This is a genomic window from Blautia caccae (genome assembly GCF_040095955.1).
Taxonomy (GTDB): domain Bacteria; phylum Bacillota; class Clostridia; order Lachnospirales; family Lachnospiraceae; genus Blautia; species Blautia celeris.
This window is the reverse complement of the sequence record NZ_JBBMFP010000016.1, coordinates 80058-96332: the sequence shown is the minus strand read 5'-3', so window position 1 is coordinate 96332 and position 16275 is coordinate 80058. Positions and strand designations below refer to the sequence as shown.

Below are 16275 nucleotides of genomic sequence, written 5' to 3'. Positions count from 1 at the left end.
ACCTTACAGCATGTGTTTCCGAAGTTCCTCCGGAGATTTTACAGTTAAATAAGCCGGTGCAATATCGAAGACGGTCCTGCATCCGCTCTGTCCTTCCCTGTTCAGACGGTACGCCGCCCTTGCGTAAGCCACAATAACAGAGGATGTGAACTCCGGGTTGGAATCCAGCTTCAGGCTGTATTCGATCACATGACTGTGCTCCTTCTCCCATCCCGTCTTTCCTGTACGGATCACAAATCCACCGTGGGGAAGACCTGCATGCTCTGCCTTCATCTGCTCTTCGCTGATAAAATGCACGGTTGTCTCATACTCGTCAAAGTAATTCGGCATGGTCTTGATCTCTTTTTCAATCTTCTCTCTATCTGCGCCCTCTTCTGCAACTACGAACACCTCACGGGTATGCTTTTCACCTGTTGTGAGTGTGGGGTTCTCTCCGTTTCTGACTGCTGTAAGCGCTTTTTCCACAGGAATGGTATACTGTCTTGCATCCACAACGCCCTCAATCCTTCTGACTGCATCGGAATGTCCCTGGCTGACGCCTTTTCCCCAGAACGTGTAATCCGTTCCCTCCGGCAGAATGGCATTGGCATACAGACGGTTCAAAGAGAACATTCCCGGGTCCCAGCCAACAGAGATCAGGCCGATCTTCCCGCTCTTCTTTGCCGCTGCGTCCACATCCGCAAAATGCTCCGGTATTTTTGCATGAGTATCAAAGCTGTCCACCACGTTGAAATACTGTGCAAACTCAGGTGTCTGCTTCGGTAAATCCGTCGCGCTTCCGCCGCACAGGATCAGAACGTCGATCTCGTCCTTCATCTTCACAGCTTCATCCACATGATAAACCTTTGCAGTCTCTGTCATGATATGGACATCTGCAGGATTACGGCGTGTAAAAACAGCAGCCAGTTCCATATCCGGGTTCTGCTTCACTGCGCATTCCACTCCGCGTCCCAGATTACCATAGCCTAAAATTCCGATTCTTATACTCATCCTTTACCTCTCCTGTCAATTTTTCTTATAGTGTTTCCCTTTTTCGTCCCACTAAGTATAACAAATTCCCTTTTTCACTTCAACCTGCAAAATTCATAAATCAACCGATGCCACCGTAAAAAATTCCTAAAATATATACAACAAAAGTCAGTCCCACAAAGAGATATTTCGTGGCAGGCTCAAACCATTTTCCCAGCTTTCCGGCCCGTCCCATCTGCACCTGCTCCCTGGCAAATCCCCTGGGTGCGACCCAAAAAAACATCACCGCCGCCAAAAGCGCTCCCAAAGGAATGATATAGATGGACACCACATCCATCCAGACACTGACCATATCAGCGCTTTCAATAAAAACACCCACGGCTGCCGCTGCAAACGCAGTAATGACAACCGCCATCTTCCTGGAAAGCCCAAACTGTGCCTGAAGCGCTTCGATAGGCGTTTCAAACAGATTCATCAGGGAAGTCACAGCCGCAAACAACACAGCCACAAAAAATACCACTGCGAATACCTTTCCAAACGGCATCTGCCGGAACACCTCCGGCAATGTAATAAACATGAGCGGCGGTCCTGCGGATACATCAAGCCCAAAGGCAAAGACCGCGGGAATCACCACCAGTCCTGCAAGGATTGCCGCGCAGGTGTCAAAAAATGCCACATTTCTGGCGCTCCCCACCACATCCACATCCTTTGACAGGTAGCTGCCGTATACCAGAGTGCCGGAACCTGCCAAAGATAAGGAAAAGAATGCCTGCCCAAGGGCAAACACCCATGTTTTCGGCTGCGCCAGGTATTCCCATTTCGGCACAAAGAGATACCTATACCCTTCCCCCGCATTTCCCAGTGTCAGCACGCGCACCATGAGAAACAAAAAGAATACAAAAAACAGAGGCATCATGATCTTGTTCATCTTCTCGATTCCCTTGGAAACACCAAGAGCCATAATAAGGAATGTCACAGCCAGTCCGGCCATATGCCATCCCACGCTTCCAAAGTCACCTGCTATCTCCCCAAAATAAGCGGAGACATCCGCGGCATGGAACATACTCCCTGAAAGTGATCCCCACAGAAACCGCAGAAACCAGCCAACCACCACAGAGTAACCGATGCCGATGGCCAGTGAGCCAAGGACCGGGATCATGCCGATCAGCCTCCCGCCCTTCCATCCGCGCATCTCCATCACTTTCCCAAAAGCCCCCAAAGGCCCGGTCCCCATGGCGCGCCCAAAGGCCATCTCCCCCACCACACCGGAGAAACCGAGAATCGCCACGAAAATGAAATAGGGAATCAGGAAAGCCGCACCGCCGTACTGCCCGGTCCGGTAGGGAAACATCCATATATTTCCCATCCCCACCGCGGAACCTACACATGCCACAATAAAACCAAATTTTGAACGGAAAGCATCCCTGGTCTGGACAGTTCCCGCTGAATCCTTTTTCATATTTTATCCCATCCTTTTATGTAAAATTAAGTCCTTTCAAAGGATAGCACACAACGCATGTACTGTCCACATATTCCAGTCCTCCACGCCCTGTTTGCAAAAAATGCCGGCTCTGTACCATAAACGATACAGAACCGGCCCAATACCTGTCCGCAGTTTTCTCAGCTGATCTTCTTTTCTCTGCCGTATATCTCATAAAAATATTTCAGCAGCTTCTCCTCGTCCATCTCCGCGGACAGACACCCCATCTCTGTCACGGCATTTCCTCCCGTGATATTTCCAAACCGTATGCAATCCCCCAGGTCATATCCGTAATACAATCCGTACATAAAGCCGGCTGCAAAAGCATCCCCTGCCCCGGTGGAATCCACATGTCTCACCGGGAGCGGCTCTATGATATGGAGTTCTTTGTTTTCCTTATACAGGCAGCCCGCGTTTCCGTTTTTTACAATAGGATTTTTCAAATGCTCGGACAGCCTTTCCAATGCCTGTACCGGTGTATCCGCCCCGGTTATTTTCATGGCTTCCATGGAGTTCGGTATAAAATAATCCACATACGGAAAAGCATCATAATACCACTCCAGGCTCAGCATGTCACTCCACGCGGAATCCAGGACAATAGTACATCCGGCCTCTTTCAGAGGCCTGCACAGATCCTTCTGCTCAAGAGAAAGGAATGCGATCCGGCATCCTTCGTAAAACTCATATATTTTCTTTTTCTCCACTGCAAACGCCGCTTCCTCCGGCTTATAGGAGACAATCCCCCGATCCTGCATACAGGATACCACACAGCTCAGGGTAACCGGGTCCTCCTCATCCGTGGAGAGCATATTGGTGTATTCGATCTTATCTTTCTCCAGTTCTTTTACCAGATATCTGCTCAGCGGCCCTTCTCCAATATAGGTTGCCAGCTTTACAGGTACGCCAAGCCTGGACAACTGGATAAGAGTTGCCACCGCTCCGCCTCCGAGCTGTTTGGAACAGCTCTCGCTGTATACCTCCTCCCCAAGCTTTGGCATTCTGCGGGCGTTTCCGAAAATAATATCCACATTGGCGATTCCAAATCCCCCTACACTGTTCATACCTTCCATCCTCCTGTATACTCCTCATAAATCTCCAGATACTCCCTGAGCAGTTCCTCTGCCAGGGAATAGGAATTCACCAGAGGGTTCACCATAAGGGCATCTATGGCCTTCTTTGCATTGCGTTCCACTATGGCCTGGGCAGCTGTTCTCTCATAATACTTGACTGCACAGATGAGCTGCTTTGCGCTTTGGGGCAGAGTATACGGCCCGGGTTTCGGCACTGCCCCTGCTTTTGAAATATGACAGGATACTTCAATCACATCCGTATCCTTTAACCAGTCCACAGTTCCCTGGTTGGGCATACAGAGAATCATCTCTCCCTCTTTCCCTGTGATTTTAGCCCGCATAAGTGCCAAGGCTACCCCTGCATATCCGCCTTCATCTTTTGTATTCAGATCAAATTTCGGAATACAGGCATCATCCCTCGCCACAGATGTCTCGCCCTGCATATAATTGCTCTCTCTCGTATATGTATGATCACGGTATATTTCCAGCATTTTGTCAAAATCTTTTCCGGCATCATACCGGCCCAGCTCCTGCAGCATACAGTCATTGATCCTCTTGATCCTTTCGCCCCTGGTCTCGCCGGTCTTCTGTATATTCTGCAGTGCCTTTTCCCTGTAATAGAAATAATAGAGATATTCATTGAGCATGCACCCCATGTGCTGTGCCAGCTTCGGTTCAAAATACCGCATGTCCGTCTGCTCATAGAGCCTGGGATCCTTTAATATCTCCGGGAGCATCTCCCTGTTCTCTTTTTTTACACTGGTAAAATAAGATAAATGGTTCAGACCTATGAGATGCACCTGAAAATCCGAAGCCTCGGCCTTGTAAAGCCCGGCCACCTGCCGCATAAACCCGGAGGGAGCATCGCAGATTCCATACACAAAGGAATATCCCTGATCTCTTAAAGCCTGTGTCACAAGCCCTGCAGGATTGGTAAAGTTAAATACCATCACATTAGGGGCAGCATATCTGCGGATCAGTTCACAATAGTGCAGCAGGGTGGGAATGGAGCGAAGGGCCATGGCAAACCCGCCTACCCCGGTTGTCTCCTGTCCTATCACTCCATGCTTCAGCGCTACCCGCTCATCTATGATACGGCTTTCCTCTTTTCCCGCGCGGATGGTGGTGATGATAAAATCCGCCTCCCACACAGCCTCCTTTTCATCTGTTGTGCACACATAATGTACGGAAGGCGCTGTCCTGGCAAAGACCTCCTTTACCATTGAGCCGAAAACCCTGACCCGCTCTTGATCCGTATCCATAAAAACAACCTCTGTTATGCCAAGGCTTTCCGCCTGTTGTGCCAGACATTTTGCCAGCATCAGACTGCGTGAACCGCATCCGCCAATGACTGTTAACTTCATAAGCCTTCCTCCTTCAGTTTCCCATCATAATTTCCAAAATCTTGCTGTCCGTCTCTCTCATGCCGTCTTTTCCGATTCTGCCCACTGCCTCAATGGTCTCGTCTGCATTTTTACCCACAATACCCTCTCCCTCCATAAAGCGGCACTGGTTTTTCGCCATCTCATAGGCCAGAAGGCCTGTTTCCACAGACATGGCGATTTTTGCGGCACAGGAGGGCTTTGCGCCATCACAGAGCATGCCTGATATGGTAGCCAGTGTATTTGTGATAATATCCTCCATCACAGCAAGCGGCGCCTGATCCAGATATGCGATGCCGCAGACTGCGGCACATCCGGCATTGACTGCCCCGCAGTAAGCAGAGAGCTTCCCGATTCCACGTTTTATATAAATAGAAATAAGATTTGCAAAGATCATTGCACGGTGCAATGCCTCCCGGCTCTTATCCTTTTTTTCCGCATAGATAGATATGGGGACCGCAATGGTGATTCCCTGGTTTCCGCTTCCGCAGTTTGCCACTACAGGCAGAACGCTTCCGCCCATTCTGGCATCACTTCCGGCTGCCGCATAAGCTGCCAGCACTGCAGCGTCTTCCTCTTTGTATAAACGCAGAAGATTTTTCCCCACCTTTGCCCCATAATCGTTTTTCATTCCTTCTTCCGCTATTTTCCGGTTGCAGGCGATCTGCATATCCAGAATATCCTTTAATTCTGCTGTACCGGTCTCACCTGCAAACTCATATATATCTTTTAATTTCAGATCATCCTCATTTGTCTGTGTGCTGCCAACGCACTCCCGGCGCTGATACTGCTTTGTGATATCTCTGCCGTCTTTCTGTACTTTTGTTATATGGATATGGCTTTTCTGGATCTCCACCAAAGCGGTATGTTCCCCTTTTCGCAGGTCAATACGCACATACAGAGGTTCCTCCATCTCTGCCAGATGGATACTGTATGTACTCTCCTCCCGCACCAGCTTTCTCACTGTGTCTGCGTCATTGGCGGTGAGTGTGTTCAGTACCTCCAGTTTGCGTTTTGGATTTCCCCCCACGATTCCACAGAAGGCAGCTTCTGCTACCCCCTTCAGGTTTCCGGTGTTGGGTATGATCACACTTTTTACATTTTTTAATATATTGCCGCTGACCCATATCTCCATATATTCCGGAATGTCACCCAGAATCTCTTTGGCACAGGCCGCCGCATAGGCAATGGTTCCCGGCTCCGTACATCCAAGAGCCAGCATGATTTCCTCTCTCAGCAGTTTATTGCAGGTTCTGTCCCTTCTTTCTCTGCTTTCTGTATCCTGAAGCGCCTGTATGAAGACCGCCTCTATTTTCTCCTTTGTCGGTACCCCTTCCATAACCATTTCGCCATCTATATAAAAGCAGGGTACATAAGTGAATTTCCTGCCTGCAGGCAGTTCTCTGTCCCGCTCTGTATCCAGAAAGCGTATCTCGATCTTTTCATATTTTTCATTGCTCCTTCGCAGTTCCTCCATCAGCCCAAAAGCCTGTCTGCAGTATCTGCATGTAACTCTGTATATCATCTCAATGGTTTTCATCTGTCTCAAACCCCTTTTCTGCAAATTCGGATGCCAGAACACAGAATGCAGCCGTGCCTTCCGCCAATATGGATTCATCAATCTCAAAACAACTGCTGTGAAGAGGATACTGCTTTGCCTCTTCTTTTCGCCAGCAGCCCAGCCGCAGAAACAGGGACGGGCACCGGGCGCCGAAATATGAAAAATCCTCTCCCAGCATAGCCGGTTCTCCCTCTGTGAGGATCTCCGCCTCCTGCAGCTTCTCCTTGAGCACGCGGGCCGCCCAGTGTGCTGCTGTTTTGTCATTGACCGTTGCAGGATAACCGGAACTCATATGGTACGTCCCTTCCATTTCCCAGGCTTCTGCTATGGATTTTGTCAGTCTTTCCAGGCGGTGTATGATTTTCTCCCTCACATCCGGGTCATAGGTCCTGATGGTGCCTTCCAGATATCCGGTCTCTGCTACAACATTATATTTCTCTCCGCATTGTATCCGGCAGATGTTCACCACTGCTGCCTCCTGGGCAGATACCGTATCGGCTGTAATATTACCAATGGCATTTACCAGTGCAGCCATGGCGGGAATGGGATTTCTGCAGAGATGGGGAGATGCCCCGTGGCCTCCCTTTCCTTTTATCTCAATGCCGAACGCATCGGGCTGTGCCATAACAGGTCCCGGCATACAGGTTATGCTGCCTGCTCTCTGCGGCCAGACATGAAACGCAGCTGTAAATTCCGGCTTTGGCTCATCCATGACTCCCTCTTCGATCATACGCCGGGCACCTCCCTGCTGTTCCTCGGAGGGCTGGAATAAAAAGACCACATTGCCGTGCAGACACTCCCTGCACTCCTGCAGAAGCCTGATACACCCAAGAAGTACAGCCATATGGACATCGTGCCCGCAGGCATGCATGACCCCAGGATTCTCAGACTGCCAGGCAAGACCTGTCTGTTCCGTCACCGGCAGAGCATCCATATCCGCGCGGAGGGCAATGGTATGCCCGGGCCTCCCGCTTTTGATGACTGCGTATACTCCTGTATCTGCACAGGGCCTGCACTCTACCTTCCATTTTTTCAGTTGTCCGAGAATCCATTCCTGTGTTTTATATTCCTGTCCCGAGAGTTCCGGATGTCTGTGGAGATGGATGTAATAGCTTTTTATCTCTGCTTCTGCCTCCCGGACCTTTTGGTAAAAATCAATTTTCACTCTGAACACCTCCCCGAAGCGTCTGCCTATTCTCCAGATTTTTTTCTCATAAGATTTGAGAGACTGTCCACTGTAATACTGTGCCCTAAAAACAGGCCCTCCGCATACTCTGTCCTTGCATCTCTCCCGTATTCCCTGGCAAGGCTCATAGCATAAGGCAGCACATCCTGGGAGCTGTGTGCCGTACAGGCACGTTTCTTTATCTCTATGACATCCGTGATATCCACATAGATATCAGGCCTGCGCCGGTTGGTCCTGTTGTCCGCCCCGAAAAAGAGAAGGGCATCATAATGCCAGTCCGTATCGTCATCCGCATATTTTTTCAGTCCCGCTGTAAAGCAGGCTGCCTTTGTTATTTTTGACACGGCTGTGTGGTCGGGATGATAATCCTCCTCTAAAAGTGTGAGAACAAACCGCGGTGAGCATTTCCGCAGATGCGGTATCAGAGCGTCCACTGCTTCCTTAGAAAAATACATGCCGGCATCCGGAAAATCCAGCATGGCAAAATAGTCAAGCTGCAGTATGGCGGCTGCTTTTTCCGCCTCCTCTTCTCTCACGCACTTCTGTGCATAACCTCCTGATTCTCCTCTTGTAAAAATCACAAGACCTGTTTTCAGTCCCTCTTTCTTTGCCTTTGCAAAGATACCCGCTGCGCAGACCTCCAGGTCATCCGGATGTGCGCAGACTGCCAAGATATCTATCATTTCATTGCCTCCTTTACTGTTTTACGCCTGTTGTGGCAATCCCCTCCACAAACTGTTTCTGGAAGAGGAAGAAAATTATGATCATGGGCAGTATGGCGATAATGCCGCCTGCCATGACCTGAGGATAATAAGTTGTATGTTCCCCGATCAACATAGCCAGCCCGGCTGACAAAGTCATCTTATCCATAGAGTTATTCACGATCAGCGGCCACATCAAATCCTTGAATGTGGAGATCGCAGTCAGTATTGCCAGAGATGACAGCGCAGGTTTTAAAAGCGGCAGTAAGATCCTGTAATAAATCTGGAAAAATCCGCAGCCGTCCAGCATAGCCGCCTCATCCAGGCTCCTGGGAAGCCCTTTAAAAAATTCCCTCAGCATAAATGTTCCGAATGCGCTGAATATCTTCGGAAGCCACAGGGCCGTCACGGTATCGGCCAGATGCAGCTTCACCATAATGTCATAATTGGGCACCAGAAATATCTGTCCCGGAACCATTAAGAGCGCCAAAAGCACGATAAAGATCACATCCCTGCCCGGAAAATGCAGCCTGGCAAACGCATAGGCGGCCATGGAGCAGATCAGCAGCTCTATCCCTATGGTAAATAAAAGAACTAAAAACGTATTCACATAAAAATCAAAAAACGGAAATTTATCTACCACTTCCCGGTAACTTCCCACGGTAAAAACTTCCGGAAAAATCGTAGGCGGTATCTGAATGCTCTCCTCGTATGACTTAAAGGAAGTCAAGATCATCCATAGAAACGGACCCACCGTCACAACCGCACACAGGATAAGCAGCAGATACACCGGCCATTTTCTTTTTTTCATCATTCCATTCTCCTTTCCGCGTCCTGCTGCGCATCAATCATCATAAAATACCAGTTTTTTCTGGCATATCATCTGCACCGCAGTAATTGCCAGAATCAGGAGAAACAGCATCAGGCTGATCGCCGCCCCATAGCCCTTATGGAACTTTACAAAGGACTGCTCAAAGAAATAAGTGACCAGAGACCTGGATGCCTCCGTTCCGCTGCTTCCCTGGGGGATCATCAGATAGATAAAATCAAAGATCTGAAAAACATTTATGACTGTTGTGACGCACACAAAGAAAATGGATGGGGACAGCAGCGGCAGTGTGATCTTAAAAAACCTCTGCACTCCATTTGCCCCGTCAATTTCAGCGGCTTCCCTGTAGCATACCGGAATCCCCTGCAGTCCGGCCAGCAGCACGATCACCTGATATGCCACGCTGGCCCAGATAAATACTATGGAAATAGAAAACAACACGATCCGGGAATCCGACAGCCAGGCCACCGGCTCCACGCCGAATTTTCCCAGTATCTCATTGAAAATACCGAATTTATAATTCATCAGCCACTTCCATAAGAGTCCGATCGCAGCCGGCAGCGTTACGGCCGGCAGGAAGATACAGACCCGGAAGGCTCCGATTCCCTTTACCTTGGAATTGAGCAGAACAGCCAATAACACAGCCAGTATCACCACCAGCGGCACGCAGATGACCACATACAGGATGGTATTGATAAACGCCTGATAAAATGCGTCATCCTGGAATAGCTTCACATAATTCTCCATGCCCACAAACTTAGGTATTCCGAAACTGGACTTGTTTGTAAAGCTGTAATAAACGTTCTGAAAAAACGCCCCGATAAAAAACACGATCACCCCTGCCATCAGCGGCGCAATCATCAGGTATCCTGCTATTATCTCCCGGCGCCTCAGGGAACCCTTTTTCTGTCTTTTCATCAAACACCCTCTCCTGTCGTTTTAAAAACGGAAGTGCTGCAGATTCGTTCTGTGCAGCACTTCCATCCCGTTTTATGATTCACTGTCCAATGCGCTCTGTGTTGCTTCCTGCATCTGTTTACATCCCTCTTCCGGAGTCAGTTCCTTTGCAAAAATCTTTGCTGAGATTTCATTTACAGTGGGAAGCCATTCTGCCACGCTGGATGATGTCGGGAAGGGGAATCCTGTCTCAGCCACATCGAATATGACATTTACATCTACATGCTCTGCTTTGTAATACTGCTGTGCGCTGATCAGTGCAGGGACATCAATCTTCGCCTCTGCCTGCATCTTATTGGACTCTTCTCCTGCCAGATATTTCACCAGTTTCCACGCTGCATCTTTATCTTTGCTGCTGGAATTGACTGCATATCCAAGGCCGCCGATGACACTCTGATTTCCGCTTTCCTTTGCGGGCATGGCAATGGTTCCCACCTGCTCTGCAAAGCTTGCTTCGTCAATGACTGCTGTTTTCCAGGAGCCCATGAAAAGGATGGCCCCCTTCTGGGACAGGAACAGATCTGTTCCCTTCGTATCGGAGAGCACTTCACTTCCCGGCATCAGGCCTTCATCCATCAGTGATACCATATCTATATATGCTTTTACGGTTCCCTCCTGGTCAAAACCTGCTTTCTTCATATCATCACTCAAAACATAACCGCCTGACTGGTTGATAAAATTAAAGAAAGACGGCTGTGGATCCAGTTCCATCAAAATCGGGTATTCATCGGAGCCTGCTTCTTCAATCTTAGCTTTTAACTGTCCTGCCAGATTCTTCATATCCTCCCAGGTCCACCCTGCCTGTGGTTCCTCCACACCGTATTTTTCAAAAATACCTTTGTTGTAGAAGACCTGTACAGTGTCCATTCCCTTCGGCATACAGTATTGCACATCATTGTAATTGTAAGCATCTTTTACAACACTTACATAGTCATCCATATTTACCTTATCCTTCTCAATGTATTCGTCCAGGGGTTCCAGAACACCGGCCTCTGCGTATTTGGGAAGATATGTATTCATCCAGAAAACATCTGCTGCACTGTCGGAGCCCATGGCTGCATCCAGCTTTGTCCAATACTGTGACCACGGCGTCAGCTGCAGTTCCACATCAATATCAGGATTTTCTGTCTCGAATTTCTCTACGATCTCATCAAACACCGGTTTCTGCACTTCATCCCAGAGTGCAAATGAGATTTTTGTCTTCTCTGAGCTGTTATCCTTTTTTGCCTCGTCTTTACCTGCATCTGCCTGGGAGTTTCCGCAGGCTGCCAGAGAACCTGCCATTAAGAGTGTCAGCATCATACACATTCCTTTTTTCATTTTGTACCTCCATACCTTTCATCTTTCCGTATTTTTATTTCCTGTTTACAGTTTCCTTTGATATTGCTTTACTTTTCTGGTTGACAACACAGGTTTCTCCCTGTTCCAGCCGATAGGGCAGTGTGATCTCTATATTTTCTTCCTTTTTCTGATTCTGGAACGTATCCAGTGTCTGTTCTATCATTTTTTTAATAGGCTGGCTGATGGTAGTCAGTTTCGGTGTCACCTGTCTGGATAAGCTGATTCCGTCAAATCCCATCACAGATACGTCCTCCGGAACTTTCAGTCCCACCTCAGACAGCGCACTGATCACACCCAGGGCTGCTTCATCGCTGAAAGCAAAGGCAGCCGTAAAAGTGATCCCTTCTCTGATGGCCTGTGCAGTCATCCGGTAACCGCTGTCATATGTCAGCTCACCATATTTCACCTTATTCTCATCAAACTCCAGACCGAATTCCTCAAAAGCTCTTTTGCATCCTGTAATACGCTGAAATCCGGAACTGATGCTTTTCGGATAATCGGATAAGATCAAAATCTGTTCGTGCTGCAGGTTAAGCAGATATCTGGCTCCCTCATGGGCGGCTGCCAAATCATTGATATGGATCATCTTACATCTCTTGTCAGCACTGATCGCACCGAACATGACCGTCTTGATATTCTTGGCTGCTATGTAATTCAGCATATCCTGGTCTGCATTTTCCTCCAGATAGATAACTCCCGTAATATCCAGCTCTTTAAAAAATTGTTTGTATGCCTCCCCCTGTTCCGTAACAGGGATAAATACCATCCTGTATCCGTATCTCGGCACGGCCTCCAGCAGCTCTCTCAGCACCTCGCTGAAATACGCCAGCTTCAGGTTCGGAATCAGAACAGCTATGACACCGGGGTTTTTCTGCTTATACACAGGTGTATATGCAAGCTCCCGGACAGCCTCCTCAATCCGCTTTGCCGCCTCTGTTGTCACAATGTTCTTCCCGTGAAAATATCTTGAAACAGTGGCCGGTGATACTCCTGCTCTTTTCGCCACATCTCTTATGGTTGCCCCATTTACATCACCTCTCTTTTGTGCACTTTACAATGTTTTCCAGTATTTTCTACCCTTCCCTTGTGCTTTTCAACCAACTTTATGAGACTTATTATAGAAACAGCCATGTAAAATGTCAATATTGTTTCATTTATTTCACTTTTGTTTCATGAGTTTCATATGATTTCTTTCAATTTACTAATAAAATCCCTCTTTTTTCTGTCCCGCCTCCCTGATTTCCCGGCACAGAAAAAGCCTCACCGGCATTTCGCTGCCAGTGAGGCTCTCCTCTTCTATCTAATTATTTATTCATGAATCTTAATAACTGCTTTCACAATATCCGCCTTGTTGTTCATAGAGAACTCCATAGCCTTGTCCGCTTCATCCAGCGGGAATTCATCTGTCACAATACCTTTCAGATTGATCTTGCCGTCCGCAACTGCCTGGATCGCCATAGGATAGATATGACGATAGCGGAATACGGTCTTAAAGGTCAGCTCCTTATCAAGGGCAATGCTCATAGGCAGGGTCACTTCCCCTGTCCTGCTGTATCCCACGAACACAATGGTAGAGCCTTTTCTTGCCATAAGGATCGCCTGTCTGGAGGTCACTTCCGCGCCTGCAGTCTCGATCACCACATCGGTTCCTCTGCCGCCGGTCAGCTCTTTGACCTTAGCCACAACATCCTCTTTTGCACCGTTAATGACGCCTGTGGCACCCAGCTCCATGGCTTTTTCCAGACGTTTATCCATCACGTCCACAACATAAACTTCGCTGACACCTCTGGCCTTTAAAGCCATCATGGAGACCAGACCGATACAGCCTGCGCCCATGACAACAGCCTTCTGTCCCAGATGAGCATCTCCCTGGATCGCAGCATGGAATCCGACTGCCAGAGGCTCGATCAGAGCGCCCTCCAGAGTGCTGACATTGTCCGGCAGCTTGAAGCAGAGATTTGCCTCATGGGCAACGTATTCCTGGAACACACCGTCAACCGGCGGAGTTGCAAAGAATACCACGTCTGGGCAGAGATTATACTTGCCTTCCTTGCAGAATTCACACTGTCCGCAGGTTTTTCCCGGCTCCAGTGCCACACGGTCACCAACCTGCAGATGCTTAACATCCTTACCGACTTCCACTACAACTCCGCCCGGCTCATGGCCCAGTACGAAAGGCGGTTTTACCACGTAATCCCCGATTGCCCCTGTCTCATAATAGTGCAGGTCAGAACCGCAGATTCCCACATAATCCAGCTTTACCAAAACCTCGTCGTCCTTTGGCTGGGGGATGGGTCTTTCTTCAAAATCCATCTTCTGGATATCCGTCATTATTGCTACTTTCATCATGCCTTCCATCTCTTGTTTTCCTCCTCTTATGAATGTACATTATGTGACTTCATTATAAGTCAGAAACGTATATATCACAAGTGAAATTCATGTCTTTTTCCTTCAAATTTCTTTGAATTTTTTTATTCCGATTTCTTCCATAATAAAAAAAGAGGCAGGGATAAAACCGGAAATTCCGGTCTTATCTCTGCCCCAAAGCGGAGGCGAAATCAATTAGTGATGGAACAGACGAATGCCTGTAAATGCCATCGCCATATTGTACTTATTGCAGCACTCAATGACTGCGTCATCGCGTACGGAGCCGCCCGGCTCTGCGATGTATTTTACGCCGCTCTTGTAAGCGCGCTCGATATTGTCTGAGAACGGGAAGAAAGCATCAGAACCTAATGTAACATCTGTCAGCTTGTCCAGCCATGCGCGTTTTTCCTCACGTGTGAACACTTCCGGTTTCTCTTTGAAGATTTTTTCCCATGCTCCGTCAGCCAGAACATCCATATATTCCTCACCGATGTAAACATCAATGGCATTGTCTCTGTCAGCACGGCGGATACCGTCGATAAACGGCAGATCCAGTACCTTCGGGCACTGTCTCAGCCACCAGTTATCAGCCTTCTGGCCTGCCAGACGGGTACAGTGTACACGTGACTGCTGGCCTGCGCCGATACCGATCGCCTGTCCGTCTTTTACGAAACAGACGGAATTTGACTGTGTATATTTCAGTGTGATCAGAGAGATCTTCAGGTCCATCAGCGCATTTGCAGGAATCTCTTTATTCTCTGTCACAATATTGGAAAGCAGCTCATCATCAATGGAAAGCTCCTGTCTTCCCTGTTCAAATGTGATGCCGAATACCTCTTTATGCTCCAGCGGAGCCGGCTGGTAATCCGGGTCGATCTTGATCACATTGTAGTTGCCGTTCTTTTTCTGTTTCAGGATTTCCAGTGCCTCATCGGTATATCCGGGAGCGATAACACCGTCGGAAACCTCTCTCTTGATCAGCATTGCTGTGTCTTTATCACACACATCAGACAGGGAGATAAAATCTCCGAAGGAGGACATTCTGTCAGCGCCCCTTGCTCTCGCATAGGCACATGCCAGCGGTGATAACTCGCCCATATCGTCTACCCAGTAGATTTTTTTCAGCACATCTGTCATAGGAAGTCCCACTGCCGCGCCTGCCGGAGACACATGTTTAAAGGAAGTCGCTGCCGGAAGCCCTGTGGCTTTTTTCAGCTCTTTCACCAACTGCCAGCCATTAAAAGCATCCAGGAAATTAATATATCCCGGCTTGCCGCTTAAAACTTCGATAGGAAGCTCGCTGCCGTCAGCCACATAGATTCTGGAAGGTTTCTGGTTCGGATTACATCCGTACTTTAACGCTAATTCTTTCATATTCCGATTCTCCTTTATGCTTTTCTATTATTTATTTTTATTCACGATCCTGGTTTCATACTCACCGGTTGCGATATCTATATAACGTACAAACAGAGATACTTTATTGTCCTCATTCAGGCTCTCCCACACATCTTTTGTGAATGCATCGATATCATTGGGAACTCCCACCAGCTTCGGTTCTCCCTCAAAACTCGGCAGCGGATTGCCGTCATGCATATAAGTATGAATGAAATGTCCCTCTCCGTTAACCGGGTTTTCATAGGTAAATGTATAACGGCAGCAGCTCTCAGGATTGCCGTTATTGCTCTTTAAAATAGACATGGCATAGTGGTATGTGCCGTTCTCCACCTGCATGATACCGGAGATTCTCGGTGTATAATTAGGGCCGTCCGGCTCAAATTCACGAGTTCTCAGGGACTGCTCAAAGGAGATTCCCTTTTCCATACCTTCATAGACAGTGTCTGTCTGGTCACCGTTGGTGACAATCGTCTTATTTCCGATCACACGTACCGGTGCATATATAATCAGGCTGGGATCAGTCAGCTTAGACGGGTCAAATGCCTGGGTGCGGATACCCTCTCCCTCTTCAACGAACACACGGTTTCTGCTGTTCTCACTTCTGCCCATGATAAAATATGCAGTAACTGCCTTTGTTCCATCCTCAGACTTACCAATAACAATTCCCCTGCCCGGGTACGCATTTTCTCTCAATTCATTTTCAAGTGATAACATTTTCATGAATTCCTTCTCCTTCTCATTTTGACCATAATAAACTGCTGCCGACCAACCGACAACTTTTCATAACAACAAAAAAAGCCCACACTCTGAACATACTTGCCCAGACGGTCGGCTTCCAACACTTATACTCCCTGTGGTTCATTCCACTTCCGTCAGTCATATAAGCAATTTAAACATTATCACGGAATTCTCCCCTTGTCAACGCTTTTTTGACAATTTTTGCAGCCAGAGCAGAATCCATAGCGGATTTTGAGCAAAAGATCAAAAATGACAGCTTTACCGCAAAAGCAAATCCCCACTAATATACGCTGCGCCCC

14 protein-coding genes and 1 riboswitch are annotated in these 16275 nt (G+C 48.1%); all 14 genes read right to left on the bottom strand.

Features of this window, described 5'->3' with window-relative positions:
- Nucleotides 1-3: 3 nt before the first annotated feature.
- Nucleotides 4-990 carry a diaminopimelate dehydrogenase gene (locus WMO65_RS17210; protein ID WP_103731835.1) on the bottom strand — a complete coding sequence of 329 codons (987 nt, stop codon included), beginning with the start codon at nucleotides 988-990 and terminating at the stop codon, nucleotides 4-6.
- Nucleotides 991-1090: 100 nt separating this feature from the next.
- Nucleotides 1091-2428, bottom strand: a complete 1338-nt coding sequence (locus WMO65_RS17205) for a sodium-dependent transporter (RefSeq protein WP_148392092.1) — start codon at nucleotides 2426-2428, stop codon at nucleotides 1091-1093.
- Nucleotides 2429-2589: 161 nt separating this feature from the next.
- Nucleotides 2590-3510, bottom strand: coding sequence for a carbohydrate kinase family protein (locus WMO65_RS17200; protein WP_033142522.1), 921 nt, complete (start codon nucleotides 3508-3510; stop codon nucleotides 2590-2592).
- A complete protein-coding gene (locus WMO65_RS17195; RefSeq protein WP_340299659.1) occupies nucleotides 3507-4883 on the bottom strand; it encodes a family 4 glycosyl hydrolase in 1377 nt (458 codons plus the stop codon). The genes WMO65_RS17200 and WMO65_RS17195 overlap by 4 nt, the downstream gene beginning before the upstream one ends.
- Nucleotides 4884-4896: 13 nt before the next feature.
- On the bottom strand, nucleotides 4897-6441 hold the full coding sequence (locus WMO65_RS17190) for an L-serine ammonia-lyase, iron-sulfur-dependent, subunit alpha (RefSeq protein WP_207708205.1): 1545 nt from the start codon (nucleotides 6439-6441) through the stop codon (nucleotides 4897-4899).
- Nucleotides 6428-7627 (bottom strand): M20 metallopeptidase family protein, encoded by a 1200-nt coding sequence (locus tag WMO65_RS17185; RefSeq protein ID WP_187370562.1) that lies wholly within the window; start codon nucleotides 7625-7627, stop codon nucleotides 6428-6430. Before WMO65_RS17185 ends, WMO65_RS17190 begins: the two co-directional genes overlap by 14 nt.
- Nucleotides 7628-7653: 26 nt before the next feature.
- Nucleotides 7654-8331 (bottom strand): PIG-L family deacetylase, encoded by a 678-nt coding sequence (locus WMO65_RS17180; protein ID WP_148392088.1) that lies wholly within the window; start codon nucleotides 8329-8331, stop codon nucleotides 7654-7656.
- A 13-nt stretch (nucleotides 8332-8344) separates the two neighbouring features.
- On the bottom strand, nucleotides 8345-9160 hold the full coding sequence (locus WMO65_RS17175; RefSeq protein ID WP_033142525.1) for a carbohydrate ABC transporter permease: 816 nt from the start codon (nucleotides 9158-9160) through the stop codon (nucleotides 8345-8347).
- 33 nt (nucleotides 9161-9193) lie between these two features.
- Nucleotides 9194-10096, bottom strand: coding sequence for a carbohydrate ABC transporter permease (locus WMO65_RS17170; protein ID WP_148392087.1), 903 nt, complete (start codon nucleotides 10094-10096; stop codon nucleotides 9194-9196).
- Nucleotides 10097-10168: 72 nt separating this feature from the next.
- Nucleotides 10169-11455 carry an ABC transporter substrate-binding protein gene (locus tag WMO65_RS17165; protein WP_349064553.1) on the bottom strand — a complete coding sequence of 429 codons (1287 nt, stop codon included), beginning with the start codon at nucleotides 11453-11455 and terminating at the stop codon, nucleotides 10169-10171.
- A gap of 34 nt (nucleotides 11456-11489) precedes the next feature.
- Nucleotides 11490-12491 carry a LacI family DNA-binding transcriptional regulator gene (locus tag WMO65_RS17160; RefSeq protein WP_081960470.1) on the bottom strand — a complete coding sequence of 334 codons (1002 nt, stop codon included), beginning with the start codon at nucleotides 12489-12491 and terminating at the stop codon, nucleotides 11490-11492.
- Between the two features lie 293 nt (nucleotides 12492-12784).
- Nucleotides 12785-13834: an NAD(P)-dependent alcohol dehydrogenase gene (locus WMO65_RS17155; protein ID WP_033142529.1), complete on the bottom strand. Its 1050-nt coding sequence runs from the start codon at nucleotides 13832-13834 to the stop codon at nucleotides 12785-12787.
- A 204-nt stretch (nucleotides 13835-14038) separates the two neighbouring features.
- Complete coding sequence (locus WMO65_RS17150; protein ID WP_033142530.1) at nucleotides 14039-15217, bottom strand: phosphoribosylaminoimidazolecarboxamide formyltransferase; 1179 nt, start codon at nucleotides 15215-15217, stop codon at nucleotides 14039-14041.
- A 27-nt stretch (nucleotides 15218-15244) separates the two neighbouring features.
- Nucleotides 15245-15958, bottom strand: coding sequence for an IMP cyclohydrolase (locus WMO65_RS17145; protein WP_054353517.1), 714 nt, complete (start codon nucleotides 15956-15958; stop codon nucleotides 15245-15247).
- A gap of 91 nt (nucleotides 15959-16049) precedes the next feature.
- Nucleotides 16050-16128: riboswitch (ZMP/ZTP riboswitch) on the bottom strand.
- Nucleotides 16129-16275 lie beyond the last annotated feature (147 nt).

Excerpts from the sequence above, each read along its gene's own strand:
- WMO65_RS17145 (WP_054353517.1), bottom strand. The coding sequence starts at position 15,958 with ATGAAAATGTTATCACTTGAAAATGAATTGAGAGAAAATGCGTACCCG.
- WMO65_RS17165 (WP_349064553.1), bottom strand. The coding sequence starts at position 11,455 with ATGAAAAAAGGAATGTGTATGATGCTGACACTCTTAATGGCAGGTTCT.
- WMO65_RS17200 (WP_033142522.1), bottom strand. The coding sequence starts at position 3,510 with ATGAACAGTGTAGGGGGATTTGGAATCGCCAATGTGGATATTATTTTC.
- WMO65_RS17155 (WP_033142529.1), bottom strand. The coding sequence starts at position 13,834 with ATGGAAGGCATGATGAAAGTAGCAATAATGACGGATATCCAGAAGATG.
- WMO65_RS17150 (WP_033142530.1), bottom strand. The coding sequence starts at position 15,217 with ATGAAAGAATTAGCGTTAAAGTACGGATGTAATCCGAACCAGAAACCT.
- WMO65_RS17180 (WP_148392088.1), bottom strand. The coding sequence starts at position 8,331 with ATGATAGATATCTTGGCAGTCTGCGCACATCCGGATGACCTGGAGGTC.
- WMO65_RS17190 (WP_207708205.1), bottom strand. The coding sequence starts at position 6,441 with ATGAAAACCATTGAGATGATATACAGAGTTACATGCAGATACTGCAGA.
- WMO65_RS17195 (WP_340299659.1), bottom strand. The coding sequence starts at position 4,883 with ATGAAGTTAACAGTCATTGGCGGATGCGGTTCACGCAGTCTGATGCTG.
- WMO65_RS17210 (WP_103731835.1), bottom strand. The coding sequence starts at position 990 with ATGAGTATAAGAATCGGAATTTTAGGCTATGGTAATCTGGGACGCGGA.
- WMO65_RS17205 (WP_148392092.1), bottom strand. The coding sequence starts at position 2,428 with ATGAAAAAGGATTCAGCGGGAACTGTCCAGACCAGGGATGCTTTCCGT.
- WMO65_RS17170 (WP_148392087.1), bottom strand. The coding sequence starts at position 10,096 with ATGAAAAGACAGAAAAAGGGTTCCCTGAGGCGCCGGGAGATAATAGCA.
- WMO65_RS17175 (WP_033142525.1), bottom strand. The coding sequence starts at position 9,160 with ATGAAAAAAAGAAAATGGCCGGTGTATCTGCTGCTTATCCTGTGTGCG.